Below are 24,228 nucleotides of genomic sequence, written 5' to 3' on the forward strand. Positions count from 1 at the left end.
GTCATGAAGAAGCCGAACGACACCCCCGTCGATGACAGCCTGGAAGTTCTGTTCCCCGACCGTCGTTTGACGGTCGGGGGCGAGGACCTGGTTGTCCGCGAGCTGACCTTCGAAGAGCAGCTCACCCACCACGCGGCCCTCAAGGCCATTGCCGAGGCGTTCCTCCAGGTGCCGCGTGAACACCTCGAAGGAGTCGAGGGCGCGACCATTGCGTTGGACGTGCTGACGGAGCACTGGAAGCTCGTTCTGCCGTTGATTGCCGTGAGCTGTGGCAAGGCGGATGACTGGGTCCGTTCGCTCCGTCCAAGCGACGGTGAGTCCCTGATGCTGGTCTGGTGGGCAGCCAACCAGGGTTTTTTCGTCCGCCGCCTGTGGCGCCCGATAGTAGTGGCTCAAGCCCTCCAACAACGTGGGGTCGAGTCTTCGCCTGCCTCGTCGCAGCAGGACACCAGCGCGACCAGCTCGGCCGCTACACCGAGCGACAGCTAATGCTGTTCTTCCGCGAAGCCGAGGCAGAAAAGGGCCGCCAGCAAGCCCGCGAGCTGATGGCGGTCAACCATGGCTTCGCCGGGGGCTCTGTAGCGATTGCCGCCTATGATCAGCTCATGAGTAATTGAACGTGGCCGACCAAGACCTTGTATTAGCCCTGCGCATCCGCGCTGACCTTCAGCAGGGTGCGGACCAGGTCGAGGAACTGTCCGACTCGATCCAAGCCGCTGGCGACCATGCCAGCCAGGCTGGCCGGGAGCTGTCCGGTTTGGGGGAGACAGCCGACCAGCAGGCGGCCCGGATCAAGGCGATGGTCGCCGCCTCCCTGCAACAGCGGGAAGCGCTGGACGCGCTGGCGGAAAGTTCGGATCGGATGAACACCGCCACGCGGGCAGCCACCAGCGGATGGCAGGAAAGCGCCCGTGCGCAATCGGCGTCGATGAATGCCTACCACAACGCCGAGCGCGCCCGCGAACAGCAGGTTGCAGCCGAGCAACGAGCGGCCGAGGCTGCGGCGAAAGCCACCGCCGAGTTCGACCGGCAGCAGGCCGAGCTGGGCAAACTGCTCGCGGCCATCGACCCGGTCACTCGCGAGCTGGAGAAGCTCGACAGCCTCCAGGCGCGCCTGAATGCTGCCAGGGGTCGAGGGATCGACCCGGACGTCTTTACGACCTACAACGCCAAGCTCCAGGAGCAACGGGACCGCCTGCTCGGCACGTCTGACGCCATGGCCGTGGCCGGCATTTCGGCAGGTCAGTACCGCCAGGCCATGCGGCAGTTGCCGGCGCAGATCACCGACGTGGTCACCAGCCTGGCCAGCGGGATGCCACTGTGGATGGTTGCCATCCAGCAAGGCGGGCAGATCAAGGACAGTTTCGGTGGCGTCGGCGCGACGTTTCAGGCGCTGGGCGATCAGGTCAAATCGTTCTTCGGGATCGCGAGTAACGCCAGCGACGGCCTGGACGACATCGCCCGAGGGGCGGACGCTGCCGCAGCGTCGGCCAACAACGCCAAGACGGCTATGGTGGGGCTCAGCGGAGCAGGTAGCGCCTTTATCATCATCGGCGCGGCGGTGGCCGCTGCGGGCGTGGCGCTGGCTCTGGCGTATGAGAAAGGCAGCTCAGAGGCGAACGAGCTGAACAAGGCCATCGTCCTGACCGGAAACTATGCCGGAACCACCGCCGGGCAACTGTCCGCCATGGCGGCGTCACTCGCCAGGGCGAACGGCACTCAGTATGAGGCCGTGGCGGTACTGTCGGAAATCACCGCGACCGGCAAGTTCACGGTTGACCAGATCGAGCAGGTTGCCACTACCTCCATCGCGATGCAGGAAGCAACCGGCAAGGCTGTTTCGGATACGGTCGCCGAGTTCTCCAAGCTGGCCGACGAACCGGTCAAAGCCTCGCAGCAGCTCAACGAGAAATATCACTACCTGACCGCCTCGGTTTACGAGCAGATAGCCGCCCTCGATCAGCAAGGCGATTCGCTGGGTGCCGCCCAGCTGGCCATGGATGCCTATAGCCAGGCAATGGACGAGCGGGCGAGCCAGATCGTCGAGAACCTGGGCACCCTGGAAACCGCTTGGAAGACCGTTGCCGGGGTGGCCAAGGGCGCCTGGGACGAAATGCTCGGCGTGGGCCGGACGGAGACGCCCGAGGAACGCCTGGAGCAACTGACCAAGGGGCAGGCCTTCCAGCCGGGGCGCGCTGTGGCCAGCGGGGCTGTCTTCGGCCCCTTGGGCTGGTTCAACGAGCTACGCAAGGCGTATCAGCGCAGCTCGATGTCGGACGACGAGCGCGGGAAGCAATTCACCGATGCCCTCCAGGAAATCCAGGACGAGGGCGAGAAGGCGCAGAAGGCGCGCCTGGATCGCTACCTGGAGGACGAGGCAATACGCGGCCAGCAGAGCATGGACAAGCTGCTGGAGTCGGTGCGCACCAACAAGGAAAAGCGCGACAAGCTCAACAGGGAGCTGGACCGGAGCATTGCCGCGATCCAGGCGGCTAACCCGAACGACGAACGCCTGCGGCCGGAAAATATCGCCGCCGCTCGCAAGGCCATCGATCAGAAGTACAAAGACCCGAAAACCCCGAAAGGACCGTCTACGCCCCTCGACCAGTCCAGCGTCACCGAGGCGAAGAACCGCCTGGACCAGTTGCAAACCGATTTCAGGAACGCCGAGCAGAAGCTCCAGGCGCAGCAGCGCGCCGGCCTGCTGAGCTATGCGGACTATGTCGCGCAACGCGGCGAACTGATCAGCCAGAACAAGGACCAGGTCACCGCAGCCTATGAGGGGGAAATCCAGGCGCTGGAGGCGCTGCGCGACAAAAGTTCCACCACGGCGGCCCAGCGCATCAGCCTGGACCAGAAGATCGCCGAGGCCAGGAACAACATGGTCAAGGCGCAGAAGAAGGCCGACGCCGACCTGGAAGTCCTCCAGCTCAACGAACAGGGGCGCCTGAAGAAACAGGCCCAGGCAGTCAAGGCCTACAGCGATGCGCTCCAGCAACAACAGGATGCGCTGGCCCTCCAGGGCCAACGTGCCGCCGCTGCCGTGGGCATGGGCGCGCAACAGCGCCGCCTGTTCGATCAGCGTGGCAGCCTTGACGACCGATTCGCACAGCAGCGCCTGGACCTGGCGAGCCAGTACGGTGACGGCTCGCGAGGCATGAGCCTCGACGAGTACAACGACAAGCTCAAGGCGCTGGAAGCTAACCATGCCGCGATGACCCAGCAGCTGCAACGCAACTACGCCGACCTCCAGGCCGCCCAGGGTAACTGGGTCAACGGGGCGACGTCGGCGTTCGCTGATTACATCGACTCCGCCAGGGACGTCGCGGGTCAGACCTACGAACTGTTTAGTAACGCCTTCTCCGGTCTGGAGGATGCCGTCGTTACCTTTGTGACGACTGGCAAGGCCTCGCTGGATGACTTCGTCCGCACCATGATTGGCGACCTGGCCAGGATGGCGACCCGCCAGCTAGGGGCATCTCTGCTTTCCGGGTTTGGCCTGGGCGGTGGTACCGATGGCGGCGCCCAGGGGCTGACGGTCGGCGCCTCGGCCGTATCCGCCTCGGCCGGCGCCCTGGCGACTGCTGGCGGCACGCTCCTGAGCGGCGCCGCCGCTATCCAGGCCGCTGCCGCTTCGCTGGCCGCCGCCAATGGTGTCAGTGGGGTGAGCGGCGCTGCGGGAGCTGCCGGGGCCGCTGGAGTGGCTGGTGGCGGGAGTGGCTGGTTGTCTTCGATCACCAGCATTTTCGGCTTCGCGGGTGGCGGCCAGGTCCAGGGACCAGGCACACCCACCAGCGACAGCATACCGGCCTGGCTATCCAACAATGAGGTCGTAATCCGGTCGGCATCCGCCATGCAGCCAGGGCTTACTCCGCTGCTGCTGGACATCAACCAACGCGGATGGGCTGCGCTCCATGACTGGGCGGGAGCCGTCCGCCACGCTACCGGGGGCGTCGCCGGCATTCCCGCGCCATCCCTGCCACGCCCAAGCATGGGCGCCGCTCAGATACAGGAACCGTCCAAGAACTTCAGTACCTCGGTCTCCAACGCGGTCCACCTCCATGCTGTTCAAGACCCCGACCAGGTGGCGGCCGACATGTGGGCCGGCAAGGGCGGCGACCATTACATCGTCTGGCTGAACAAGAACCGCCAGGCCGTCAAGCAAATACTCGGAAACTAGGAATCCATGGCTACTGAAATCGGCACTGCAACGAACCATGCTGACCTGGTCGAGCGCCTCGTCCAGTTCCTCACCGCGAACCCAGACCTGGTCGCGGCTGGGCAGGCCTACGAGAAGGTTTTCGACAACACCATCCCCGCGTCCGGCACGGCCATCGCCGTGCGCCAGGTGACCCTGCGCGCCCCTGGCCTGGGCGGCACCGATAGCATCTACATGGGGATTCAGAGCTACGGCGATACCGCCCTGGACTACTACAACCTTCGCCTGATGGGCGGCACGGCGTTCAATCCTGGAGCAATCCCGCCTGGCGGCGACTACTGGACCGCGTTTGCTAACTACAGCCCGCGGGTTCAGGCGCTGCTGTGGAATCAGCCCTTGCCGTACTGGTTCTTCGCCAACGGCCGACGCTTCTGGATCGTCGTGAAAGTCTCGACGATCTACGAGTCGGCCGGCGCCGGCTTCATCCTGCCACCCTGTCCGCCGTCGCAGTATCCGTACCCGCTTGCCGTCGTGGGCTCCTACCGTGGTGACGTTGCAACTCGCTGGTCAGACGTCAGCGACCGGCACCGAGGCATCAGCAGCCCCTACGAGCGAAGCTGCTATCTCCGCGATCCCGCCGGGCGCTGGCTCGGTTTCACTGTAGACGGAGGGGCTGCCAACGAGTCCGACTACAACAATCGGACGCTCCTCCCGCTGGGCTGCGGCCGTTATGCGGGCAGCAGTGACACCGTGGTCAAACAACTGCGGGATTCATTCGGGAAGTTCCCGCTCAAGGCGCTGTCGTTCGTCACCCGCGAAACCGAGGGTCGCCGAAACCTGGGCGACTTCGACGGCGCTTTCTACGTGCCAACGCTCAACTCCGGCGCCGAGGACGTGATTGTCGAGGACGGAGTGGACCACGTTGTTTTCCAAACCGCCTGGCGCTCGGGCAACCCCTGGCTCTACGCGATCAGGAAGGACTGACATGGCCTATTTCACAGGAACAGCGAACAACCCGGCCGACTTGCTCGCCAAGGTGCGCGTCCACGCCGAGTCGCTCGGCTGGGTCACCGACCGCGCCTCGGCATCGGAATGGCTTTGTCACAACGCTGATGGGTACTGGTCATTCAATGCCGGAGCCAATCAGTTCCAGATGGCGGGCAATACGGGGTTCGATAACAGCCTGGCGTGGAACGCGCAGCCCGGTAACTCGGTGCAGAACAACCCTTATTCGTCGAAGGGGCCGACCGTCGCACAGCTGAGCGGTGGGCCGTTCACGCGCTACCACCTGTTTGCCACGGCGGCTTATCTGCACCTGCACGTCGAGATTGCGGCCGGTCAGTTCCGGCCGGTGATGATTGGCTCGCTCAACAAGCGCGGAGTCGAATACAGCGGCGGCCAGTACGTATGCGGCTCCGTAATCTATCAGGCGGGCCAGATGCTGACATCGAGCTGGTCCTGTCATCCGTTCGACGGCTATCACGTTCGCTATAGCGACGGTGGTTGCGTACTGCGTGTGGATGGCCTGGATGGCGGCCCCTCGCCCGACTGGCTGCCATTCGACTACACGACGAACATCCCCCGGCGGGTCATCGGGCCAGGCCGTGGAAACTACAGAAGTCAGTACCATCCTGACGTCGGACTGATCGACGCCAGCGCAAACGAGCTGAACAGCTCGACCACCACTGTGCCGTGCGCCATCTATGCGTTCGGCGCTCAGCAGCGCTCGCGCTACGTGGGCGAAGTGCCGGACTTTGGCATATGCAACATGGCCTTCCTCGCGCCTGGTGATCCGCTTGTCGTCGGTAGCGACACTTGGCGCGTCTATCCGTTGCTCCAACGCGGAACCGCTACCGACTTCGACAGCACCAGCGCCTGGGTCGGCTATTGCTTCCGGGTGGTCGAGTGATGGCGACGTTTCCGGGGTTCCAGGTGCCGAAGCCTGTGGAGGGGATCGTTGCTGGCATCACGCCGAATATCGACGCCCTGGAGCTGAACCAGGACATCAGCCTTGCAGCGGTCGCGGCCTCGACCTGGGGCGGCGCTTATGGGGCGCATCAGCCGGTAGAGGTGATCCATTCGACCTACCAGGCTGTCCACCAAAGCGCTCTGGAAGAGAACTACTACAACCGCCTCTGGTTGATTCCGACCGCAATGGAACTGGGCAACGTCGTCAGCACCCAGATACGACCGGCATCAGTCTGGAACGCATATTTCAGTCCGCGCACGCTGACCGCAATCGACCGCGAAGCCGCAGACGGCATCACGCTGTCTGGCCAGGCGTCGCCGCCGCTGGGTTTCGCCGCCCTGGAGGAACGCACCTGGACCGTCAGCATTGGCACGGACGGCCCGCCCGTCGTCAATGCGAGGATCGTCTGGAGACTCCAGGGCGAGCCGAACCTGGTCCTGGTCATCACTGGCAATCGCATCATCGCCTGGACGTTCGCACCGGACTGGGGCGACAGCATCGTCGAACGCCTGAGCGCATCGACAAATATCCTGCAAAGCGAATCGGCCGTGACCCAGCGCCGAGCCATGCGCCTGGCGCCGCGCCGAGAGTTCGACGCGAACATGTACGCGGTGGATCGCGAGCGGCAGCTGCTGGACATGACGCTGTTCGGCTGGGGCGCGCGCATTTGGGCGCTGCCGATCTGGCCTGATATCCAGCTGCTCCACCAGCCGCTGGCGGCCGGGTCGCTGGGCATTCCGTGCGACACGGCCGGCCTCGACTTCCGCGACGGCGGTCTAGCGATGCTGCGCGGTGAGGACGCTTTTACTTATGAGGTCGTCGAGGTCAAGACGGTGACCGCCAGCGGCCTGGACCTGGTCCGGCCCGTCCAGGCTGCCTGGAGAACTGGCTCCCGGTTGTACCCGGTACGCACCGCGCAGCTGACCGAGCAGCCCACGCTGACCCGGCTGACCGATACCGCGCAGTCTGCGCGGGTGTCGTTCCTGGTGATGGAACCCAGCAGTTGGCCCGAGGTGATGCCGGCGACGATGTACCGGGGGCGTCCTGTCCTGGAACAGCGCCCGGACGAAAGCGAAGACCTCACCTCCAGCTATCAGCGCCTGCTGTCCACCCTGGACAACGGCAGCGCGATTCCCCGCGTGACCGACGTCGCCGGCATGGCGCTGCCCGTCATCGGCCATCGCTGGATCGGTATGGGCCGAGCCGAGCGGTCGGCGTTCCGTAGCCTGGTCTATGCGCTGCGCGGCCAGCAGAAGCCGCTATGGGTGCCGACCCACGCCGACGACCTGACCCTAGTCGCCACCGTCTCGCAGCTGTCCACCGCGCTGGACGTGCGCAATATCGGCTATGCCCGTTTCGCCAACGGCCGGCCGGGCCGTCGCGATATCCGCATCGAGCTATACGACGGCACGGTCTATCACCGCCGCATCCTCACCAGCACAGAGCTGGACGCCGACACCGAGCGCTTGGCCATCGATGCCGCCCTGGGCCGGCTGGTCGAGCCTGGTGACGTGGCGCGCATTTGTTTCATGGCGCTCTGTAGCGCCGCCACCGACGTGGTCGAGATCGAGCACGTCACTGATAGCGAGGGCGTAGCAACTGCCGCCCTGACGTTCAAAGGGGTTCGTGACGATGAGTTTTAACAGCCGCGAAAGCTCGCTCGCGGATGGGCAGCCGGTGCGGCTGTACCAGTTCAGCCGTGGAGCCATCCGCTGGAGCTACAACAGCAGCGACCGGGACATCACTTATCAAAACCAGATTTTCCGCACCGTGCCGGGCGGCATCATCGACAACGGGATCATCTGTTCCGGCGATCCGCAGTCCGACCAGTTCGTCATCACCGCGCCGGCCGACCTCGACGTCGCGCTGCTGTACAAGTCCCGGTCGCCGAGCGGTGCCATCGACCTGGTCGTCTACGACATGCACTACGGCGACACCGAGGCAGCGGTTTCCTGGGTGGGCCAGATTGGCGATGTGGACTGGCCGACCGTGGATAGCTGCCGCATAACGTGCGTGTCAGAAGACGAACTGATGGACCAGCCCGGCTTGATCGACACCTACTGCCGCACCTGCACGGCAGTCGTTGGCGACCATCGCTGCAAGGTCAACCTCGTTCCGTATCGCGTGACGCTGACGCCGCAGAGCATCAGCGGCTGGGTGATCTCCAGCGGCGTGGTCGCCGGCTATGTCGATGGCTGGTTTACCGGGGGCTACGTCGAGTGGCAAGTGGACGGCGACAACTACGATAGCCGCTACATCGAGCGGCACGCCGGACCCGATCTTTACATCCTGGGCGGCACCGAGGGCATTCCGGCAGGTGGCCAACTGCGGGTTTATCCAGGTTGCGACGGGCTCGCGCAGACCTGCGACGACAAATTCAGCAACCTCCCCAACTTCAGGGGGTTTAACGCGATGCAAGGCAAGTCGCCATTCGATGGCGACCAGGTCTGGTGAGGTAGGCCATGGACCCGATCACAATCAATCTCGTCATCCTGGCGGCGTCGTTCATCCTATCCAAGGTCTTGGCACCGAAGCCGCAGAAGCCCAAGCCGACCGCCTTTGAAGACATCGATTTCCCGCGCTGCGACGAGGGTGACGAACAGGTCGCCGTCTTCGGTCAGTGCTGGTCGAAGAGCTGGATGGTGCTGACCGTGGGCAACTACAGAACGAAGGCGATTAAGACCAAAGGGAGCAAGAAATGATCGTTACGGCTCAGCACCTGCATACCGTGCCGACCTGGACCACTCGGCAGGGCTACTGCCACCGGCAGGCGCGGGACTTCTTCAAGCGCCATGGCCTGGATTGGATGGCGTTCCTACGGGACGGCATCGAGGCCGACGTGCTAGTCGCGACCGGCGACGCGCTCGCGCTCAAGCTGGTTGAGCACGCATGCCAGGAGGTAGCCGATGGGCGCTAAACCGAAGGCACAGACGGTCGGGTTCGAGTACTTTTTTGACATCCATTTCGCCCTGGGTAAGAAGATCGACGAGGTCTGTGCAATCCGGGCAAGCGGCAAGACCGCATGGAAGGGCTCGATCACCAGTAACGGCCAGGTTCGCATCAATGCGCCGGACCTCTTCGGCGGGAAGAAGGGCGAAGGCGGGCTCGACGGAACGCTTGACGTGCTGTTTGGCGAGGAGGACCAGGGCGTCCTGCCGCGCCTGGCGGCGATGCTCGGCGGCCTGGTACCGGCGTTCCGGGGCGTCACCACGTGCTTCTATTCCGGCCTGGTCACCGCCATGAACCCCTACCCGAAGACCTGGGAGATTCTGCGCCGAGGCGGCAACCGCCTGTGGGACGGCAACCCCTGGTATCCCGAAAAGCAATTTATCTGGCTCGCGGACGGTCAGATCAAGGCGATGAATCCGGCGCATATCCTCTATCTCGTCTACACCGGCCGGGACTTCCGGGGGCTGGCCCGCACGCGGATGGACGAGGCGAGCTGGCGGGCCGCTGCCGACAAGCTGTATGCCGAGGGTTTCGGGCTGTGCTTTGAATGGACCAGGTCCGACACGTTCTCAAACTTCTGCGAGACGGTGAAATCGCATATCGGCGCCGAGGTTTACCCGAACCGACAGACCGGACAAATCAGCATCCGCCTCCTGCGGGACGACTACAGCGTTGCAGACTTGCCGCTGTTCGACGAGGACAGCGGCCTCCTGGAGATCACCCAGGAGAAGACCGGCTCGACCTCGCTCGCGCCGAGCCAGCTTATCGTCAAGTACATCGACCAGACCGACGGCGCGCAGCGCCAGGTCATCGTCAACAACAACGCGGTCGCCGCTTCGCAGGGGCGGCGGTCGTCCGAGGAAGTCGAGTTCCTGGGCGTGCCGACTGGCGAGCTGGCCGGGCGAGTCGGGGAGCGGGAAATGCGTCTGAAGACAACCGGTCTGAAGCGCTATAAAGGCGTATTCGACCGCCGCGCCCGTAGCCTGAACCCTGGCCAGCCGTTCCGCATCCGTTCGACCCGGCGCGGCATCCCTGAAACCGTCGTCCGGGTCGGCCGGATCGAGGACAACTTCCTCGGCGACGGCAAGATCACCCTGACCGTCGTCCAGGACCAGTTCAATCTGCCGGCGACTACCGGCGTGGCACCACCGCCACCAGGCTGGACCCCGCCCGACCGGACGCCTCGGGCGGTCACCGTGCGGCGTCTGATCGAGGCGCCATATCGCGAACTGGCCGGCGTGATCGATCCGGCGAATCTCCAGCTCCTGGACGTGTCCGCCTCGTATCTTGCCGCCTTGGCCGAGGCGCCGACGAGCCTGTCGCAGAGCTACACCTTGACCGACCGCGTCGGCAGTTCTGGCGCGTTCGTTGATCGCGGAACCGGCGACTGGTGCCCGACCGGACTACTCGCCGCCGAGCTGCCGCTGGCGGCCGGCCCGAACGTCGTCACGTTGACGAACGCCACCCGGCTGGAGGACGTCACTGTCGGCCAGGCCGCTGTGGTGGACGACGAGATAGTCCGGGTCGATGCCGTCAACTATGCCAGTGGCACCGTCACCCTGGCGCGCGGCTGCGCCGATACCGTGCCGGCCAAGCACTTGGCCGGGGCTCGGGTCTGGTTCTACGACACGTTCGAAGCGGTGGACGAGACGGTATACAGCCAGGGCGTGACGCTCCAGGCCCGGCTGCTGACCAACACCAGCGAGGGCCAGCTCGCCCCGGCGCTGGCCGCTACCGACAGCCTGACGCTGACCGGGCGCCAAGGTAAGCCATACCCGCCCGGCCAGTTCCGCATCAACGGCAGCGCGTACCCAACGAAGGTCTACGGGGCGCTGTCGGTGAGCTGGGCGAAGCGCGACCGGATCGGCCAGGCCGACCAATTGATCGATACCACTGTCGGCAACATCGGGCCCGAAGATGGGGCGACGGTGACGCTCCAGGTCTACAGCGGCACGACGCTGAAGCGCACCTATGCCGGCCTCACCAGCAGCAGTTGGTCCTATCCACTCGCCGAGGATATGGCGGATGGCCCGCTCCAGGACATGCGCCTTGTCCTGCGCAGTGTCCGCGACGGCATCAACTCTTGGCAGCAGCACGACATCACGATTGATCGCCACGGCCTCGGTTTCCGGCTGGGCGAAGAGCTTGGAGGCGTTTCCGCATGAGTCTTACCATGGGGCCGAACACTGGCCTACTGATCAACGGCGCACCCGGTGAGGGGCACTACAACGAACTTATGCGCCTGTTGCGCTGGGATGACTTCCTGCGCCAGCCCGTGGTCAAGGGCCGCGTCGCCGCGCTCCCGGCCAGCGGCCAGGCCGAGGGCGACACTTACATTTTCACCGGGGCCGGGGCGAACCAGAACCGCCTGGCCCGCTGGTGGGCAACGGGTGCGACCACGGCTATTTGGGAGTACATGCCACCCAGGCTGGGCTGGCGTGTCCAGGTCGCGAACGAGACAACCCCGGCAGGCCAGGTCAAGACCTACGAGTATTCCGGCACGGCGTGGGTCGAGCTGGTGGGCGGTATGTCGGACGCGCCGAGCGACGGAAAAGCGTATGCCCGCGAAAGCGGCGCGTGGACGGAGCTGGGATCGGCCGCGAAATCGGCGCTCAACGTTCTGCCGTTCATGAACCTGATGCCCGACATGGGCCGCTTCGCGGGAACCGCAGCCAACCCTCTGGCTACGATGTTCACAACGTCATGGACTCCAAGCTCGTTTCTCAACGGCTGGAACGGCGCCACCGTTGCAGATGGGGGCAAGTTCGCCTTCGACAACAGCACGAACGGCGGGGCCGGGCCGGCGCTCAATGCGCGGGTGCAGGCGCTGCTCGCGGCAATGGGCCGGACGTGGACGTCAGTGTCTCGATACGGGGTCGAGTTCTTCACCACCGTTCTGACTGCGGGATCGCAGACAACTACCGGCTCGGCCGGCGCGGATGGGGTCACACGGTATCTGTGCTGCTCCAACGGCAGCAAAACAGTTTTCAACGCGGGCGCATGGGCGACTGTCGTCATGTGGCTGCGTGTCGAAAGCGGCTCGGCTCATATCTCCTCTGCGCCCTATACGACCCATCGCCTTTGGATCAATGGCGCTGTCGCTGCGCCTGGCGTGGTACTGCCGACGAATCAATGGGTACATCTGCGATTCTCGATGCAGTCATACAACGGCTATGACAATGCGTGTCCGTACATCTACGCATCCGCAGGTGCTCAGATCGCCTTTGCGTGTCCAGCCTGGTTCGGCGGATTGGTCGATCCGGGCATCCACGTCGCACCCATCCTGACAATCAACGGAGCAAGCGCATGATGAAGCGGGTTCTCTACAAAGGGGTGTTCTTCACTGAGTGGGACGGCCCACTGGCGGCCATCGCTGAAACTGCCGGGGTGAGCCTGGACGATCTTACGTTCCACCCGGATGACGCGCTGGCCGAGGTCCAGGAGCTTCGCCGCCAGGCCTATCGCACCGAGTCTGATCCTCTGCGGCTAGAGGCAGAATATGACGCCATCGCTACCGGCACAGCGCCGGACTTGTCGGCCTGGATGGCGGCAGTGCGGGCAATCAAGGCGCGTTATCCCCTTCCCGCAGAGTAAAGAGAGGGCGCCATAGGTAGGAGCTGCAACTCCCATCCGTGGCGTCAACGAGCAGACACAACCTGCAAGTCAACCGAGGCCCTCCCACTCTCGCGAGAGCGGGCCAAGCCTAACTGATAGTTGTAGGTTTTGCAGAATGTTTGACGTTCGTTGTGGCGGTTGCAACCGCCTGCTCGCCCGCGCTAGCGGGTTCCAACACTTACAGATCAAGTGCCCGCGATGCCGGACACTGAACGCATTGACAGCCGCGAGCTGCATTGAACCTGAGCGCCATGGAGCGCCTGTTTCAGAGGTAGCTCATGGCTCAGAAGCCTTCTCACCATCCCAAAGCTCCGGGTGCGTACCATGCGCCTAAAAGTGACAAGCCGGAATACATTCAGGGCGAGACAGGACTCGCCGGGTTTGGCTCCAGATCGTTCTATGTGGCGCAGATACCACGGGTGGAGGCTAATGCTGTCATCAAGCAGCATCACTACTCTCGTCGGATCGTCGCAAACTCCTATGTCCACCTTGGCGTCTTCATCGACGGGGTCCAAGTAGGCGTGCTTCAGTTTGGGTATGCACTAAACCCCGTGGCGGGAGCGACGAAAATCATTGAGGGAACACAGGTTGATCAGTACCTGGAGTTGAACCGCATGTGGCTGGATGACTCAGCTCCTCGCAACAGCGAGAGTCGAGCTTTGAGCTATGCGTTCAAGTTCATCAAACGAGCCTGCCCGCGAGTTGCTTGGGTGCAGTCATTCGCCGACGAGCGATGTGGGGGATGGGGGATCGTCTACCAAGCCGCCAACTTTCTTTACTTCGGACATCACCGAAAGGGCTTCTATGAGCTTGACGGGGAGACCTATCACGAGATGCTGCTCACGGCGCGCCCTGGAGGAGGCGGACGTGCGAAGTACCTGCGGGACAACCTGGAGCGGGCGGTACGCAAGAGCCTATTGCAGTTCCGCTATATATATCTGATCCGAAAGAACTGGCTAGCGCGAGCCAAAGTCCCGCCTCTTCCGTATCCAAAGCCTGGTCAGCCCCTTCCATCTCGACGTCGTAAGAAGGGGGTGTTCTTGGCATGACCGCGAGACATTGTCACTAGGCGTTTTGATAATTGTGACCAGCATCTCCTATTTGCTACGGTCCCGACTGATATGCGCAGTAGATAGGGATGCTGGGATGGACGATGCATTGAGGCGTAGATTGCGTGCGGAGCTGTTGGAGGTGGGGTTCCTCAACCAGTGCTGCCTAGACCTGATGGACAGCATGGAGGCCGAGTTCAGCCTCACCGATGACCAGCGCGAGTGCATCGAGCAGCTCAGCCGATTTCTGCGGGAAGGAATCGGCAAGCTTACAGCTCTTTCTGAGCGTGTGGCCGATGGCGACATCGTGGTCTTGTGCTGATCTTTTGAAAGTCTTTTGCCGCGCCCGAAACGGCTAGGTCGTGTCATTTATGGCGCAAATCCGCGCCAAATTTCGCGCCGCGCTACAGCCGACCGGCAAGATGCAGGAGCTTGCCTACGCTTTCCTGATCGCTCTGGAGACAGCGATGCGGCAGGGCGAGATCCTCGGCCTCGTTGCTGCTCGGGTCCACTTGAGTGCCCGCTACGTCGAACTGGACAAGACGAAGAACGGCGATGCCCGTAAGGTGCCGCTCAGTTCCCGTGCGGTGACCTTGTTCCAAGTTCTGGTAGATGCTGCCGGGAAGCGCCAGAACCTGTTTACGCTGACGTCCGGCTCGGCCGATACCCTCTTTCGAAAGGTGCGGGACAGACAGAAAATCGACGGGCTGAACTTCCACGACACCCGTCACGAAGCCACCACCAGGCTCGCCAGGAAGCTCGATGTGCTCGACCTGGCCAGGATGACGGGACACCGCGACCCCCGGTCGCTCATGGTCTACTACAATGCGACTGCAACAGAGGTGGCGAGCCGCTTGGGCTGAGCCTTCAGTCGGTGCAGGTCAGTTCTTTTCGTGGCATTATGATAGCGTTTCAGGACACGGAGGTCGGTATGCGTATACTCGTTATTGCAGCGCTGTTGATCACCCTGGCTGGCTGCGCCAGCAACGGAACGCCGATTGAACAGGATGACGTCCGCCAGATCGTTCAAGGTCAAACCACCTACGACCAGATGCTGGAGCGGTTCGGAAACCCGCTTTCCCAGTCTTTCGACTCCCAAGGAAATCTCCAAGCGATTTGGTTCTACGTCTATGTCGGGCCTTTTGGCACTGGCATGGAGCAGCAGAACCTCACGGTCCTTTTCGACAAGGAAAACAGGGTCAAGCGATACGTGATGACCAACGGCCGACCCGGGAAGCGCTGAGGTGCTCGTCTGGCGGGGCGGAGATTTGTAGTTGAGAGACCTATATCCAGCTCAGAATACTGCTTGTCTGGAACGCTCAAAGAGTCTGATGGGAGCCTGAAGTTCAAGGAGACGAATGATGGTCGATTTGCATGCTGAATTTGGGGATAGCCGAATTTTCCACGAGAAGCGCATAGACCGAAGGTCTGTCGATGAGCTTGCAGGACTGGCGGCTGGGATCACTGCTGATGGGCATATCAATCAGCAGGAGGCCGAGTTCCTACAGGATTGGATCGCTACGAACTTGATCCATCTTGACGATCCAGTGACCAACCTCCTCTACCGGAGGCTCTCAGACATGCTGTCCGATGGCGTGTTAGACGCTGATGAGTCTGCCGAACTGCTTGAGATTCTTAGAGGGTTTGGTGGCCTCTCTGCTTCCAAGCCGAAACCAAGCGACAATGCCTTTACTTCATCGAATGCTCTTCCGCTCAACAATCCAGCTCCCAAGCTTGAGTGGTCGGGTCATCTCTACGTTTTCACTGGAGTCATGGTCTACGGCCCCAGGAAGCATTGCGAAGAGATCGTCGTCAACCGCGGTGGGGGAATAGCTCCGGGCATCAGCAAAAAGGTGCATTACCTGGTCGTCGGCGAGATAGGCAACGAGCAGTGGCTTCACAGCACCTACGGAACCAAGATCAAGCGAGCTGTCGAGTTGCGCGAGGAAGGCCATCCCATAGCGATCATCAGCGAGAAGCACTGGCAAGCCTCGATGTTCAACCTGGTCTAGGTGAAGCGCGGCGTCATCGCATATGGGCCGCAGGCTCACAAGCACCGCATCATCGGCAAGGTCATCTGGAGGGGTGGGGATCTGTAGCTATGGGCGGATCATGGGGCAATGAGCTTTCCAGAGATCATCGCTGGCATCAGTACTGCCCTTTTCAACTGTCCCGGGCCAAGTCAGAGATCCAACTGGGTGTTCAGCCCGGGGTTTGTGGCACTGTGCATCATCGTTTGCTGTAGAGGCGCCTCCACCCCAGTTTGATACGCTCCAAAAGTCAAGGAATGCGCTTATGTCGCTATGGAATGCAGAGGGGCTCATCCCCCCGATTGATGACAGCAACCCCGTCTCCCCACAACGGTCGCCATATTGGCTCACGCTGCCGGATTTCGTGCGGCTTTTTGCCACCAGCGTGGACAGATGCGATGTGCTAGCGGGATACTTAGCTCACAGAGGCGAGCTCCACAGAATCGGCTTGATAGATGGCTTCCAATGGCTAAACGGTAGCTTTTCAGAGAACATCGAACTGATCGAAGGGCGCTCACCTCGCGACGTCGACGTGGTGACATATTGCCGGCAAGGAGATGCGTTTTTTGACGCACTGGAACCTGACGCTCTAAAGGTTGTCGATGATCACGACTGGATCAAAGCATCGTACAAGGTCGACTTCTATATTCAGTCTTTGAGCGATGCTCCAGAAGTGCTGGTACAGGTGAGTGCTTACTGGTACAGCATGTGGTCGCACCGGCGTTCAAAGCAGTGGAAAGGATTCATTGCCGTAGATTTGGCTCCAGACGACGATGCAGAAGCTAGTCAAGCGCTAGAAGATCGAAGAGAGGAGCTTGAACATGAACAGGAATGAGATTCTCCATGGAAAGGCGGAGCTCAATTTCCTAGAAAAATTGAGCAAGCGTCCAGGTATAAGCAAAATCTCTGCACGCTCCCTAGAGTCGCGGATGAAGCGAACTCAAGACCGAATTTCTGCCACATCGGAGAATACCCCCAGGCCTGCCAAGGTAATCCTAACTTATAGGGGAAAGCCTGTTTGGGGCACCTTGGGCGTGCAAGCAGACTTCGGAATGACTGCGACAGCAGCCTTTAACGAGGCAGTAGCGACTGTTGCTGCCTCTCTGACAGGCACCTTGAATAATATGGGACCTATTCCCAATAGGTCGAGTAATCAGCTTCTCATTACTGGAACAGCGATAGGCTCTTTCGGGTTCGAGCTGCAAGAAGCCCCGAGCGAATCACTTCAGCTTCAAATCGAAGGGATGTCGCCCGTAGCAGAAGCGCTAGAGCTCATTGCCGAACTGCTCGAAGCATCCACCAAGAGCGATGAGGAGCTATCTGAGCCTGTGTCAAAGCTGCAAGATAGAGCCTTGGTGGCGGTATCTGAATTCCTAGACAAGCTAACCTCAAACGACGCTGCTTGCTCTATTACTACGAGATACAGATCATTTAGATTTTCAGATAGCAATCAGGTTCTAATCAGCAAGTCGAGATTAAGCAAAGATAATATAAAGGAACTTGACTATTCCCTAACCGGGATATTCCTCGGAGTTTTCCCCGATAAGCGCACCTTCGAGTTTAAAACATCGGACGATAAGGTCATTCATGGAACAATTTCGCGTGAAATCGAAAATCCAGCGGCCATTAACCGGAACCTCGAAAAAAATGTCGTGATCAAAGTTCACACGCGACAGGTTGGTAGCGGCAAGCCTAGATACCAATTAAGGGAAATGCCGTTGTTCTAAAGAAAAGCCCCGCAGCGCGGGGCTTTTCGTCCCCGCCCGCCTTTGACAGATGCCCTCCACCGTCCTGGGATCGTGCGTGGCGAACGTCAACCTTCCCGCGAGTTCCACGTCGACGCGGTGAAGGTCAAAGAAATCCGACGCGCTACTGGCCTGTCCCAGGCCAAATTCGCCCGAAAGATCGATGTTGCTGTTGGAACCCTGCGCAATTGGGAGCAAGGGCGCCGCGATCCCGAGGGGCCTGCTCGCGCCCTGCTCCGGGCCATTGACAATGATCCGGTTCATGTTCTGGCTGCGCTGAATGGTGGCCCGCGAGAAAGCTAACTACTCCGCCCTACCAGAGCCCGGCACAGCGCCGGGCTTTTCATTTCTGCCTGCTTAAGCCTAACGCCTTCGTCCTTTCGGCAGCTTACTGCTGTTCTGTCTAGCCCACCTTTTCACGTCTACCGCAAACCACCTTTTGGACGCCTTGACCGTCCCGCACGGCTGTAGCGGGTCAGGGAAGTCCGAACGAGTTACCACGCGACCTTCAATCGTGGCCGGCGACAGCTTGAGGTACTCGCCGATTTCTTTCGTGGTCCAGAGTTCGTCCTCCGGAGCCACTTTCGGGCCGCGCAGGTGTGCCAGCAGGTCGCGGATGGCGCCGGCCAGGTCCTGTTCAGGGGCCTGGTGATTCTCTTCGATCATTTCTCACTCCTCACGTTGCGCACTACGACCAGGCGCCGCGGTGCTTCGTGCCGCCTGCGGGCAACCATCTCACCGTCAACCACCTCGGCCGGTTCTTCCAGGCACACCTTCTCCAGGGCCTTGATCGCAGATCGGATGTACTTCGGTATGGCTGCTGATTTCTGGTAGTGCTCGAGCAACCTCCGCTTACCGTCTTCCGACACGCCCTGGAAGTGGTCGAGCGCCTCTTTGGTGGCGGTGACGATTTCCTCGGGCTCTGCCCCCACCTCGCAGCGAACCCAACCGATCAGGCGGCGCAGGTGGTTCATTTCGGCCCGGGTCAGCCGGCGCGCGGTCATCTGCCTACTCACGCCCTACCTCCGGTTTCCGTTCGATCACGCGCATCGATCCGTCTCGGCAGTGCAGCGTCAGCGCGGCCCGCCTCGTCTCGATCGTTCCGTCGTTGCGGATCACGGTCTGTGGTACACCGTAAAGTGGCCCGCCGGGTGCGAACGGATCGGGTAGAGCCTCGGGGTTCTCCTCTGCGAATCGCAGCATCTCGGCTATGATGCAGTTGAACAGTGGGCCGTCCTTCAGGTCCGCCTCTCGCCTTCCGCTGAAAGCATTCGAGCTGTCCTCAAGGCCTTCGACGAAGGCGATGTGATTGAGCATCTGCCCAGGCTTGGCGCCTTGGATGGCGGCGCGGTGGACCGGATTGACGCCGAGGGCATCGCAGATGCGATCGACTCCAATCTCTCCCTCGATCCACCTCTCGGCCTGCAGGAGCCAGGCGCCAAGGGCGGCGTGGGCTTTCTCGTGGTAGCTGCTGGATGTTTTCCGAAACTCCTTCGCCTGTTCCAACTGGGCCCTGGTGAATGGAAGGCCCTTCCTTGCCTCCTTGATCTTTCGATCAGCGCAGGTCCTGTCGGCCTCCCAGCCGAACTGGTACTGCCTGGCCATGCGACGCGCGACCAGGAGGCGGGTGAGCGCGGAGAGGTCTGGCTTGTCCCAGATGTTGAGCAGACGCTTCAGGTTCTCGTAGGTCATCAGCATGATGGCGGCTCCTTGTCCACGCCCATCCTATGGAGTAGACGTTCCTTGCAGAGCTGTTCTTGAAGGCGTTGGATCTCGCAGGTGTAACTCTTCGCAGTCCGCAGCGAGCCGAGCGCGTATCCGACGTAGAGGCCGCCCGCGCACCAGACGATGCAGAGGAGTAGTGTTCCGATCATGGCTGGCGCCCCTTGTCCGTGTCGCAGATCCGCAGGTCGACCCCGCAGGCCTGGACCAGTTCGGTCAACTCGCCGAGCTTGGTGTTGGGGTTCTGCATCGCCTGGCCCAGGCGGACCAACTGCTGGCCGAGGGTGGCGAGCGGGGTAGGGCGATACCCTGGTGGTGGCGGAATATCGGAGCCTCTCATCACTGACATACCTCCCAGATGAACAGAGTCTTGAACGGCTGGAGCGCGGCGCCGGCGGCAACAGTGGCCAGGCCAAACAGCGCGACGAGTGCGATGGCGGTCAGTGCTTTTCTCATGCCCCGTTCCCGCCCGCCTGCTGGCGCCTCAGCGCGTTGATCACCGCCTCTACGGCCTCGATCTCAACCACTCCCACGTAGCCATCCGTCATCCCGACTTGCTCGATCCAGTGCTCCAGGATCAGCAGGCTTTCCTCAAGCTCGCGGAGGGCCGAATCCTCCTTGGCCTGTCCGTCGATCAGCGCAATGATGTGGTCAGGCATGGTCAAGGCCTCGTAACGCACCATCAGGTTCGAGGCCTCCTCCCCGCTGAGCTGCGGGTTCTTGAGCGCGATAGCAATTCGGCGAAGTTCGGTGTGATCGCCGACCAATCCCGGCGCGGGGTGGGGTCGCTCGCCGGCATTACCCGGTCCAGAAACAGGTTCGCGGCCAGGGTTGCCCGGCTCCGAACCGGCTCCAGCGCCACTCAACGCCGCCAGCGCGATCTGTCGCATGTTCGCCGCCGGGAGGTCGTCCTGCTCGGAGCAGGGGAACTCGGCGATGGTGCGGAGCGCCAGGAGGGCTCGCTCGAGCGGAATCTCTCCTGCACCCTCGGTGCCGGCCAGGTGCTTCGCTACCGTTTCCCGGATGACGCGTAGCGCGTTCATGGCCTGGAGCGAGCTACCGTCCTGGCCGAGCTTGGCGGTCAGGTCGATCTGTTTAAACAGGGCATGGGTCATAGGTCACCCCCTTGCTCGGCGCTGCGCACCGCCTGGTAGGAGAGGACGTAGCAAGCCATTTGCACCAGCAGGCTCGAAGCCGCGAGTGCAGGGTGGTCTGTGAGGGCCAGGGCCGCCACGTGCAGAGCGCCGGTAGGAATGGAGAGCCAAGGATGGGCGAGCAGGTTCGCGGCTCCTTGCCCCTTGATGCCGCCGGCGAATATCAGCAGCCAGCAGAGAACGTTCGTGGCCGCCGCCACATAGAAGGCGAACTGGTGAAGCGACCCCTGACCGAAGTACAGGCACGCGCTGAGCAGCAGGCTGATCGCGGTGCCGATGAGTGCTTGCTTCATGGTCGGTGCCCTCCGGTGGCAGCGGTCAGAGCATCGAGGAGCGCTTGCTTCCGGCGCTGACCGTGCAGGTACTCGCGCAGGGCGATGATGACCACGCTGTTCATGCTGCGTTCGTCTCGCTTGGCCTCGGCTTCCACCTCGGCCCTCAGGCCGTCCGGCAGTCGGACAACGAACTTGTCCATATCCCGGCTGGCGCTGGCCGGCAGTTCGGTTACAACGGTTGCTCGTTTCATGGAATCTCCAGTGGCGCCATCGCTGGCGCCGGGGCAAGGGGTGGCTACTTGCTGATGCCGATGAAGGGAAGTGGGGAGCCGCTGGCCATGTAGGTGGGTAGCTTTCCGTCCCACTTCTCGACGGCGTTGAGGGTCACGACGTCTGGGTTCGAGCGCAGCGCCTGGGCGCGGATCTCGATCGCCTTCGCATCGGCGGTGGCCAGGGTCAGCTTCGCGTCCGCCTCGCCTTGGGCTCGGGCGCGCTCCTTGTCGGCTTCGGCCTTGGCTTGGGCGACCTCGTTACGGCGCTGCTCGGCCATCTGGGTGGCCTGGATCTTCGCGTTGAGGCTCTGCGTGACCTGCGGCGGGAGGACCAGGTCGGATGCGTAATAGATGCGCTCGACGTTGATGCCGATGGGTGCCACCTGGTCGCGCACGCGCTTCTCAACGGCCAGCAGCAGGTCCGCCTTGCCGGCGCCATAGACGCTCTCGACTGGAAGCTTCGAGGCAACATCGTTGAAGGCATCGCGCACCATGTTCCGCAGGAACTTGTTCGTGATTTCCTCGATACCCGCCCGGTACTTCTGGAACAGCGTCGTCACCTTATCGGGAGATACCGAGTAGGTGATGCCGACGGCGCCGCCGACCTTCATGCCCTCAACGGTCTGGAAGCTGATCGCTTCCTCGCCGCCCCAGGTCTCGGTCTGCGTGAAGGTGGGGAACAGGTAGAGCTCCTCGTTCACGCCTACCCAGTAGCGCCCAGTTCCGACCTCACGCGTCTCCACACCCTTCTCGGAGCCGTAGAGATTGACGATCACGCCGACGTTGCCGGCAGGCACCTTCGAACAGCCCGCCAGGACGGCGAGCAGGCACAGCATTGCAGCAGCGGGAATCCGCTTCATTGGTCTTTCTCCTTGCTGGTGGTGGCCGCTTGTTCGCGGCGGGTGTTGGCGAGGTGGATGCCGAGGCAGACCGAGGCGATCAACCAGACGCCGGGGATGGCGAATCCCGCGAAAACCAGAACGTCGTCGCGACTGCTGACCAGGGCCGGCCCAATACCGCCCACCAGGGCGACTGACAGTCCGGCATAGGCCAGCAGCGCGATACAGATCAGGAAGAGCTTCCCGGGCTTGATGAGAGGTTTCTTGTCCATGCTTTCCTCCAGGCAAGCCGATGGCCTGCCGCGGTTGTTGGCTTTCGCGAAAATCGGTGGATTACTGCGGGGCTGCTTCGGCGCGTTCGGTCTGCCGCGTCAGATCAGCCCTCTCTGTTGCAGGTCGTTCAGTTCTGCGTCCGCAGATGCGGCCGCTGCCTTCAGGTCTGCCACGGTAAGCTCGTCGAGCGTCTTGCCCAGGCCCTGGATGTGCCGGGCGAAAGCGCGCTGTGCCGGCCCGTTGTAGCCATGGCAGAAGTCGGCTGCGGCGCGCAGTTCACCGTCGAGCTGTAGCGCCAGGATGTTGAGCGGGTCGTTTCTGTCCCAGGCCATGATCACGCCACCCAGGCCACGCCATCGCGGCGAGCAGTCAGGCGAGTTTCGATCTTCCTTTCGCCGCCACGGCGGCTGCGCATCATGTGGTCATCGTTGAGCAGTGGCTGACCGGCGACGAGGAAGGCAAGGGCGATCACGGCGGGCGAGATAAGCCCGCGGCGCATGGCTTCAGCTACCAGGGCGGCACGTCGGGTTACCCCGAGCTTGGTGGTCGCCGCCAAGACGCGCTTACCCACCGTGCCCGGCTGCATGCCCAGGTCGCGGGCCAACTCCTTCGAGGTACGACCCGCAGCGATGCCCAGGACGCACTGAAGCTCACGCAGGGACAGGCCTTTGCCGAGGAAGCCGGTGAAACCGTGTGCGGTGATGGTTTGTGGATGCATTGCTGTCTCCCGTGTGTGCAATTCAATGTATTCATATATGAATTTCATGTCAATGCATTATTGAATTTTTCGAGAGAAAAAAAAGCCCGCAATGCGGGCTTGATAGGTATCCGGTGGCTATCGCCTTCGAATCTTGAGAATCCGCTCTACCTTTTCTGAATGGGTGAGTGGGTCTTCGAACTCAAGCGTGATCTTCACTAGGCGGCTTCGTTGCGCTGCGCTAAAGAGATCACCCAGGTCATCCGAGAGCACCTTAAGCAGAAGCTGCTGGAGGCTGCTTGGCTTATGCCTGCTCCCCTCCAGAGCAATGCAAGGCCTTATTGAATAACCGCGTCGAAGGCCATTGCTGTCTGTCAGTTTCAGCTGGAGCTCAGTCTGGCGCGGATCAAAATCTTCAAGGTCTTCATTCTCAAGCTCTTGGCGCTCTTTATCCTCAATATCTAGTTCCCGCAGTTCGTTCTCTTCAAGAATTTCTTGCTCGCTTGGCGTAAATGGAATGCTTCCCGACCAAAGCCACTCTGCCGAGACCCCCAGCGCCTTTGCTAAGCGGGTGACGGTCTCCCTTCTTGGCTGACCGGTGTCACCTCTAGCAATGCGGTGAACTGTTGGCTGCGGCACATGAGCGCGCCGGCTTAGCTCGGTTTCAGACCATCCTTTTTCTGACATTAGCTCTCTGAGCCGCTCCGCGAGCGTCATGGCGAAAGTCACCCCTTGTAAGACGATGAGAGATTGTATTGCGATGCCCTATTCGTTTGTGTATGTTTGTCAATGCATAGATGAATAGGGTCGTGCAGGATGAATATTCCCGAAGCTTTGGCGAGGCTTGGCTCAGTTGGCCTCTCGCAAAAGGCAATTGCAAAAGCCGTTGGATCGAGCCAATCCACCATCAATAGGGCATCGCATGGTAAGGATATCCGGTTTTCCACCGGCGCTTTGATCATTGAGTTGGCCGAGAGTCTTGAGAAGACCGCAAGCTCCGCCGACCTTGAGCCCATTCTGCCGTCCGATTCCCACATCCGGCAGTGCGCTGATACCGCTGTTCAGGCATCCAGTGTCGAGGTGGCTCCGTGAGCATTTGGCCTGCGGTGTTCGGCCGAGGGGTATCTCGATGCCTGCCAAGCGGATCAGTTTCGCATGCTAAACCGCCACGGTCCGAATCATTAAACCCGGTTAAAAGCCCAGGAGCTCTCTGCTGGCGGAAGCTCTGCACAGAAATCCGGGGTGAGGCGCCCGAAAAAGGGGCACTGGCTACCCACTATTCCTATGAGCGTTCCTGCGCGGAGTCTGGTCAGGGTGACCATCGGCAGGGCCTCTTCAGGGCCTTCGTTTACATGGGCGCTTGGGATATTTCTAAACGGGTGCAGGCTGTCTGCGCTGTTCAACGAAATTCGGGAGCTTGCACTTTGAAAAAGTCTGATACGCGCGCTCGCGCCCCTTCCTCAAAGCCGCCCTGACCTGG

General features: G+C 61.7%; 34 protein-coding genes. 22 read left to right on the forward strand and 12 right to left on the reverse strand.

The window, feature by feature from the left end:
- Window positions 1–3: 3 nt before the first annotated feature.
- From ACM0M4_RS06390 to ACM0M4_RS06490, 21 genes are all read left to right on the forward strand, one after another.
- Complete coding sequence (locus tag ACM0M4_RS06390; protein ID WP_012613798.1) at window positions 4–489, forward strand: DUF6631 family protein; 486 nt, start codon at window positions 4–6, stop codon at window positions 487–489.
- Entirely contained in the window at window positions 489–617 is a 129-nt protein-coding gene (locus ACM0M4_RS06395; RefSeq protein ID WP_015972878.1) for a hypothetical protein, read from the forward strand. The genes ACM0M4_RS06390 and ACM0M4_RS06395 overlap by 1 nt, the downstream gene beginning before the upstream one ends.
- A gap of 2 nt (window positions 618–619) precedes the next feature.
- Entirely contained in the window at window positions 620–4,180 is a 3,561-nt protein-coding gene (locus tag ACM0M4_RS06400) for a phage tail tape measure protein (protein WP_034074087.1), read from the forward strand.
- Between the two features lie 6 nt (window positions 4,181–4,186).
- Window positions 4,187–5,143: a hypothetical protein gene (locus ACM0M4_RS06405; RefSeq protein ID WP_012613800.1), complete on the forward strand. Its 957-nt coding sequence runs from the start codon at window positions 4,187–4,189 to the stop codon at window positions 5,141–5,143.
- A 1-nt stretch (window position 5,144) separates the two neighbouring features.
- A complete protein-coding gene (locus ACM0M4_RS06410) occupies window positions 5,145–6,068 on the forward strand; it encodes a hypothetical protein (protein WP_012613801.1) in 924 nt (307 codons plus the stop codon).
- Window positions 6,068–7,771, forward strand: a complete 1,704-nt coding sequence (locus ACM0M4_RS06415; protein ID WP_003117242.1) for a hypothetical protein — start codon at window positions 6,068–6,070, stop codon at window positions 7,769–7,771. The genes ACM0M4_RS06410 and ACM0M4_RS06415 overlap by 1 nt, the downstream gene beginning before the upstream one ends.
- Window positions 7,761–8,582 (forward strand): phage BR0599 family protein, encoded by an 822-nt coding sequence (locus tag ACM0M4_RS06420; protein ID WP_003117241.1) that lies wholly within the window; start codon window positions 7,761–7,763, stop codon window positions 8,580–8,582. Before ACM0M4_RS06415 ends, ACM0M4_RS06420 begins: the two co-directional genes overlap by 11 nt.
- 8 nt (window positions 8,583–8,590) lie before the next feature.
- Entirely contained in the window at window positions 8,591–8,830 is a 240-nt protein-coding gene (locus ACM0M4_RS06425; protein ID WP_003094581.1) for a hypothetical protein, read from the forward strand.
- Window positions 8,827–9,045 (forward strand): hypothetical protein, encoded by a 219-nt coding sequence (locus ACM0M4_RS06430; protein ID WP_003117240.1) that lies wholly within the window; start codon window positions 8,827–8,829, stop codon window positions 9,043–9,045. Before ACM0M4_RS06425 ends, ACM0M4_RS06430 begins: the two co-directional genes overlap by 4 nt.
- Window positions 9,035–11,242 (forward strand): phage tail protein, encoded by a 2,208-nt coding sequence (locus tag ACM0M4_RS06435; protein WP_012613804.1) that lies wholly within the window; start codon window positions 9,035–9,037, stop codon window positions 11,240–11,242. The genes ACM0M4_RS06430 and ACM0M4_RS06435 overlap by 11 nt, the downstream gene beginning before the upstream one ends.
- Window positions 11,239–12,387, forward strand: a complete 1,149-nt coding sequence (locus tag ACM0M4_RS06440; protein WP_221345510.1) for a DUF2793 domain-containing protein — start codon at window positions 11,239–11,241, stop codon at window positions 12,385–12,387. Before ACM0M4_RS06435 ends, ACM0M4_RS06440 begins: the two co-directional genes overlap by 4 nt.
- Window positions 12,384–12,671, forward strand: a complete 288-nt coding sequence (locus tag ACM0M4_RS06445; protein WP_034072578.1) for a hypothetical protein — start codon at window positions 12,384–12,386, stop codon at window positions 12,669–12,671. Before ACM0M4_RS06440 ends, ACM0M4_RS06445 begins: the two co-directional genes overlap by 4 nt.
- Before the next feature lie 136 nt (window positions 12,672–12,807).
- Complete coding sequence (locus ACM0M4_RS06450) at window positions 12,808–13,026, forward strand: Com family DNA-binding transcriptional regulator (protein WP_071536009.1); 219 nt, start codon at window positions 12,808–12,810, stop codon at window positions 13,024–13,026.
- Window positions 12,971–13,741, forward strand: coding sequence for a hypothetical protein (locus tag ACM0M4_RS06455; protein WP_023102220.1), 771 nt, complete (start codon window positions 12,971–12,973; stop codon window positions 13,739–13,741). The genes ACM0M4_RS06450 and ACM0M4_RS06455 overlap by 56 nt, the downstream gene beginning before the upstream one ends.
- A gap of 97 nt (window positions 13,742–13,838) precedes the next feature.
- On the forward strand, window positions 13,839–14,063 hold the full coding sequence (locus ACM0M4_RS06460) for a DUF7364 domain-containing protein (protein ID WP_023102221.1): 225 nt from the start codon (window positions 13,839–13,841) through the stop codon (window positions 14,061–14,063).
- A gap of 49 nt (window positions 14,064–14,112) precedes the next feature.
- Window positions 14,113–14,604, forward strand: coding sequence for a site-specific integrase (locus ACM0M4_RS06465; RefSeq protein WP_260330246.1), 492 nt, complete (start codon window positions 14,113–14,115; stop codon window positions 14,602–14,604).
- A 68-nt stretch (window positions 14,605–14,672) separates the two neighbouring features.
- On the forward strand, window positions 14,673–14,984 hold the full coding sequence (locus tag ACM0M4_RS06470; RefSeq protein ID WP_023085542.1) for an outer membrane protein assembly factor BamE: 312 nt from the start codon (window positions 14,673–14,675) through the stop codon (window positions 14,982–14,984).
- 118 nt (window positions 14,985–15,102) lie between these two features.
- Entirely contained in the window at window positions 15,103–15,753 is a 651-nt protein-coding gene (locus ACM0M4_RS06475) for a BRCT domain-containing protein (protein ID WP_031675719.1), read from the forward strand.
- 283 nt (window positions 15,754–16,036) lie between these two features.
- Window positions 16,037–16,606, forward strand: a complete 570-nt coding sequence (locus ACM0M4_RS06480; protein ID WP_034018002.1) for a DUF6932 family protein — start codon at window positions 16,037–16,039, stop codon at window positions 16,604–16,606.
- On the forward strand, window positions 16,593–17,498 hold the full coding sequence (locus ACM0M4_RS06485; protein ID WP_023085540.1) for a hypothetical protein: 906 nt from the start codon (window positions 16,593–16,595) through the stop codon (window positions 17,496–17,498). The genes ACM0M4_RS06480 and ACM0M4_RS06485 overlap by 14 nt, the downstream gene beginning before the upstream one ends.
- A 42-nt stretch (window positions 17,499–17,540) precedes the next feature.
- The gene (locus ACM0M4_RS06490; RefSeq protein WP_071540716.1) at window positions 17,541–17,819 is read left to right on the forward strand and encodes a helix-turn-helix domain-containing protein; all 279 of its coding nucleotides are present in this window, start codon (window positions 17,541–17,543) and stop codon (window positions 17,817–17,819) included.
- A gap of 60 nt (window positions 17,820–17,879) precedes the next feature.
- Here ACM0M4_RS06490 and ACM0M4_RS06495 read toward each other — a convergent pair whose 3' ends face one another.
- The 12 genes from ACM0M4_RS06495 to ACM0M4_RS06550 all read right to left on the reverse strand — a co-directional run bounded on the left by ACM0M4_RS06495 (window position 17,880) and on the right by ACM0M4_RS06550 (window position 23,465).
- On the reverse strand, window positions 17,880–18,182 hold the full coding sequence (locus ACM0M4_RS06495; protein ID WP_031275114.1) for a hypothetical protein: 303 nt from the start codon (window positions 18,180–18,182) through the stop codon (window positions 17,880–17,882).
- The gene (locus ACM0M4_RS06500) at window positions 18,179–18,532 is read right to left on the reverse strand and encodes a hypothetical protein (RefSeq protein ID WP_023910257.1); all 354 of its coding nucleotides are present in this window, start codon (window positions 18,530–18,532) and stop codon (window positions 18,179–18,181) included. Before ACM0M4_RS06500 ends, ACM0M4_RS06495 begins: the two co-directional genes overlap by 4 nt.
- Window positions 18,525–19,214: a hypothetical protein gene (locus ACM0M4_RS06505; protein ID WP_034013879.1), complete on the reverse strand. Its 690-nt coding sequence runs from the start codon at window positions 19,212–19,214 to the stop codon at window positions 18,525–18,527. The genes ACM0M4_RS06500 and ACM0M4_RS06505 overlap by 8 nt, the downstream gene beginning before the upstream one ends.
- Before the next feature lie 172 nt (window positions 19,215–19,386).
- A complete protein-coding gene (locus ACM0M4_RS06510; RefSeq protein WP_003129607.1) occupies window positions 19,387–19,578 on the reverse strand; it encodes a hypothetical protein in 192 nt (63 codons plus the stop codon).
- Window positions 19,579–19,690: 112 nt separating this feature from the next.
- Window positions 19,691–20,353 carry a hypothetical protein gene (locus ACM0M4_RS06515; protein ID WP_023910253.1) on the reverse strand — a complete coding sequence of 221 codons (663 nt, stop codon included), beginning with the start codon at window positions 20,351–20,353 and terminating at the stop codon, window positions 19,691–19,693.
- On the reverse strand, window positions 20,350–20,685 hold the full coding sequence (locus tag ACM0M4_RS06520; RefSeq protein ID WP_034013881.1) for a hypothetical protein: 336 nt from the start codon (window positions 20,683–20,685) through the stop codon (window positions 20,350–20,352). The genes ACM0M4_RS06515 and ACM0M4_RS06520 overlap by 4 nt, the downstream gene beginning before the upstream one ends.
- Window positions 20,682–20,918: an Arc family DNA-binding protein gene (locus ACM0M4_RS06525; RefSeq protein ID WP_023910251.1), complete on the reverse strand. Its 237-nt coding sequence runs from the start codon at window positions 20,916–20,918 to the stop codon at window positions 20,682–20,684. Before ACM0M4_RS06525 ends, ACM0M4_RS06520 begins: the two co-directional genes overlap by 4 nt.
- A 44-nt stretch (window positions 20,919–20,962) precedes the next feature.
- Window positions 20,963–21,799, reverse strand: a complete 837-nt coding sequence (locus ACM0M4_RS06530; protein WP_031685413.1) for a prohibitin family protein — start codon at window positions 21,797–21,799, stop codon at window positions 20,963–20,965.
- Entirely contained in the window at window positions 21,796–22,050 is a 255-nt protein-coding gene (locus ACM0M4_RS06535) for a hypothetical protein (RefSeq protein WP_031685414.1), read from the reverse strand. Before ACM0M4_RS06535 ends, ACM0M4_RS06530 begins: the two co-directional genes overlap by 4 nt.
- Before the next feature lie 99 nt (window positions 22,051–22,149).
- Window positions 22,150–22,383, reverse strand: coding sequence for a hypothetical protein (locus ACM0M4_RS06540; protein ID WP_023124649.1), 234 nt, complete (start codon window positions 22,381–22,383; stop codon window positions 22,150–22,152).
- A 2-nt stretch (window positions 22,384–22,385) separates the two neighbouring features.
- Complete coding sequence (locus tag ACM0M4_RS06545) at window positions 22,386–22,769, reverse strand: response regulator transcription factor (protein WP_023099082.1); 384 nt, start codon at window positions 22,767–22,769, stop codon at window positions 22,386–22,388.
- Between the two features lie 117 nt (window positions 22,770–22,886).
- Entirely contained in the window at window positions 22,887–23,465 is a 579-nt protein-coding gene (locus ACM0M4_RS06550; RefSeq protein ID WP_071535011.1) for a helix-turn-helix domain-containing protein, read from the reverse strand.
- Between the two features lie 99 nt (window positions 23,466–23,564).
- Here ACM0M4_RS06550 and ACM0M4_RS06555 point away from each other — a divergent pair, with 99 nt between their 5' ends.
- Complete coding sequence (locus tag ACM0M4_RS06555) at window positions 23,565–23,840, forward strand: hypothetical protein (RefSeq protein ID WP_174484980.1); 276 nt, start codon at window positions 23,565–23,567, stop codon at window positions 23,838–23,840.
- The last annotated feature ends 388 nt before the right edge of the window (window positions 23,841–24,228 follow it).

The sequence above is a fragment of the Pseudomonas sp. 18-147 genome (genome assembly GCF_051048045.1).
GTDB classification, from domain to species: Bacteria; Pseudomonadota; Gammaproteobacteria; order Pseudomonadales; family Pseudomonadaceae; genus Pseudomonas; species Pseudomonas aeruginosa.

Excerpts from the sequence above, each read along its gene's own strand:
- ACM0M4_RS06390 (WP_012613798.1), top strand. The coding sequence starts at position 4 with ATGAAGAAGCCGAACGACACCCCCGTCGATGACAGCCTGGAAGTTCTG.
- ACM0M4_RS06395 (WP_015972878.1), top strand. The coding sequence starts at position 489 with ATGCTGTTCTTCCGCGAAGCCGAGGCAGAAAAGGGCCGCCAGCAAGCC.
- ACM0M4_RS06405 (WP_012613800.1), top strand. The coding sequence starts at position 4,187 with ATGGCTACTGAAATCGGCACTGCAACGAACCATGCTGACCTGGTCGAG.
- ACM0M4_RS06410 (WP_012613801.1), top strand. The coding sequence starts at position 5,145 with ATGGCCTATTTCACAGGAACAGCGAACAACCCGGCCGACTTGCTCGCC.
- ACM0M4_RS06415 (WP_003117242.1), top strand. The coding sequence starts at position 6,068 with ATGGCGACGTTTCCGGGGTTCCAGGTGCCGAAGCCTGTGGAGGGGATC.
- ACM0M4_RS06420 (WP_003117241.1), top strand. The coding sequence starts at position 7,761 with ATGAGTTTTAACAGCCGCGAAAGCTCGCTCGCGGATGGGCAGCCGGTG.
- ACM0M4_RS06425 (WP_003094581.1), top strand. The coding sequence starts at position 8,591 with ATGGACCCGATCACAATCAATCTCGTCATCCTGGCGGCGTCGTTCATC.
- ACM0M4_RS06430 (WP_003117240.1), top strand. The coding sequence starts at position 8,827 with ATGATCGTTACGGCTCAGCACCTGCATACCGTGCCGACCTGGACCACT.
- ACM0M4_RS06435 (WP_012613804.1), top strand. The coding sequence starts at position 9,035 with ATGGGCGCTAAACCGAAGGCACAGACGGTCGGGTTCGAGTACTTTTTT.
- ACM0M4_RS06440 (WP_221345510.1), top strand. The coding sequence starts at position 11,239 with ATGAGTCTTACCATGGGGCCGAACACTGGCCTACTGATCAACGGCGCA.
- ACM0M4_RS06445 (WP_034072578.1), top strand. The coding sequence starts at position 12,384 with ATGATGAAGCGGGTTCTCTACAAAGGGGTGTTCTTCACTGAGTGGGAC.
- ACM0M4_RS06450 (WP_071536009.1), top strand. The coding sequence starts at position 12,808 with ATGTTTGACGTTCGTTGTGGCGGTTGCAACCGCCTGCTCGCCCGCGCT.
- ACM0M4_RS06455 (WP_023102220.1), top strand. The coding sequence starts at position 12,971 with ATGGCTCAGAAGCCTTCTCACCATCCCAAAGCTCCGGGTGCGTACCAT.
- ACM0M4_RS06460 (WP_023102221.1), top strand. The coding sequence starts at position 13,839 with ATGGACGATGCATTGAGGCGTAGATTGCGTGCGGAGCTGTTGGAGGTG.
- ACM0M4_RS06465 (WP_260330246.1), top strand. The coding sequence starts at position 14,113 with ATGGCGCAAATCCGCGCCAAATTTCGCGCCGCGCTACAGCCGACCGGC.
- ACM0M4_RS06470 (WP_023085542.1), top strand. The coding sequence starts at position 14,673 with ATGCGTATACTCGTTATTGCAGCGCTGTTGATCACCCTGGCTGGCTGC.
- ACM0M4_RS06475 (WP_031675719.1), top strand. The coding sequence starts at position 15,103 with ATGGTCGATTTGCATGCTGAATTTGGGGATAGCCGAATTTTCCACGAG.
- ACM0M4_RS06480 (WP_034018002.1), top strand. The coding sequence starts at position 16,037 with ATGTCGCTATGGAATGCAGAGGGGCTCATCCCCCCGATTGATGACAGC.
- ACM0M4_RS06485 (WP_023085540.1), top strand. The coding sequence starts at position 16,593 with ATGAACAGGAATGAGATTCTCCATGGAAAGGCGGAGCTCAATTTCCTA.
- ACM0M4_RS06495 (WP_031275114.1), bottom strand. The coding sequence starts at position 18,182 with ATGATCGAAGAGAATCACCAGGCCCCTGAACAGGACCTGGCCGGCGCC.
- ACM0M4_RS06505 (WP_034013879.1), bottom strand. The coding sequence starts at position 19,214 with ATGCTGATGACCTACGAGAACCTGAAGCGTCTGCTCAACATCTGGGAC.
- ACM0M4_RS06510 (WP_003129607.1), bottom strand. The coding sequence starts at position 19,578 with ATGAGAGGCTCCGATATTCCGCCACCACCAGGGTATCGCCCTACCCCG.
- ACM0M4_RS06515 (WP_023910253.1), bottom strand. The coding sequence starts at position 20,353 with ATGACCCATGCCCTGTTTAAACAGATCGACCTGACCGCCAAGCTCGGC.
- ACM0M4_RS06520 (WP_034013881.1), bottom strand. The coding sequence starts at position 20,685 with ATGAAGCAAGCACTCATCGGCACCGCGATCAGCCTGCTGCTCAGCGCG.
- ACM0M4_RS06525 (WP_023910251.1), bottom strand. The coding sequence starts at position 20,918 with ATGAAACGAGCAACCGTTGTAACCGAACTGCCGGCCAGCGCCAGCCGG.
- ACM0M4_RS06530 (WP_031685413.1), bottom strand. The coding sequence starts at position 21,799 with ATGAAGCGGATTCCCGCTGCTGCAATGCTGTGCCTGCTCGCCGTCCTG.
- ACM0M4_RS06535 (WP_031685414.1), bottom strand. The coding sequence starts at position 22,050 with ATGGACAAGAAACCTCTCATCAAGCCCGGGAAGCTCTTCCTGATCTGT.
- ACM0M4_RS06540 (WP_023124649.1), bottom strand. The coding sequence starts at position 22,383 with ATGGCCTGGGACAGAAACGACCCGCTCAACATCCTGGCGCTACAGCTC.
- ACM0M4_RS06545 (WP_023099082.1), bottom strand. The coding sequence starts at position 22,769 with ATGCATCCACAAACCATCACCGCACACGGTTTCACCGGCTTCCTCGGC.
- ACM0M4_RS06550 (WP_071535011.1), bottom strand. The coding sequence starts at position 23,465 with ATGACGCTCGCGGAGCGGCTCAGAGAGCTAATGTCAGAAAAAGGATGG.
- ACM0M4_RS06555 (WP_174484980.1), top strand. The coding sequence starts at position 23,565 with ATGAATATTCCCGAAGCTTTGGCGAGGCTTGGCTCAGTTGGCCTCTCG.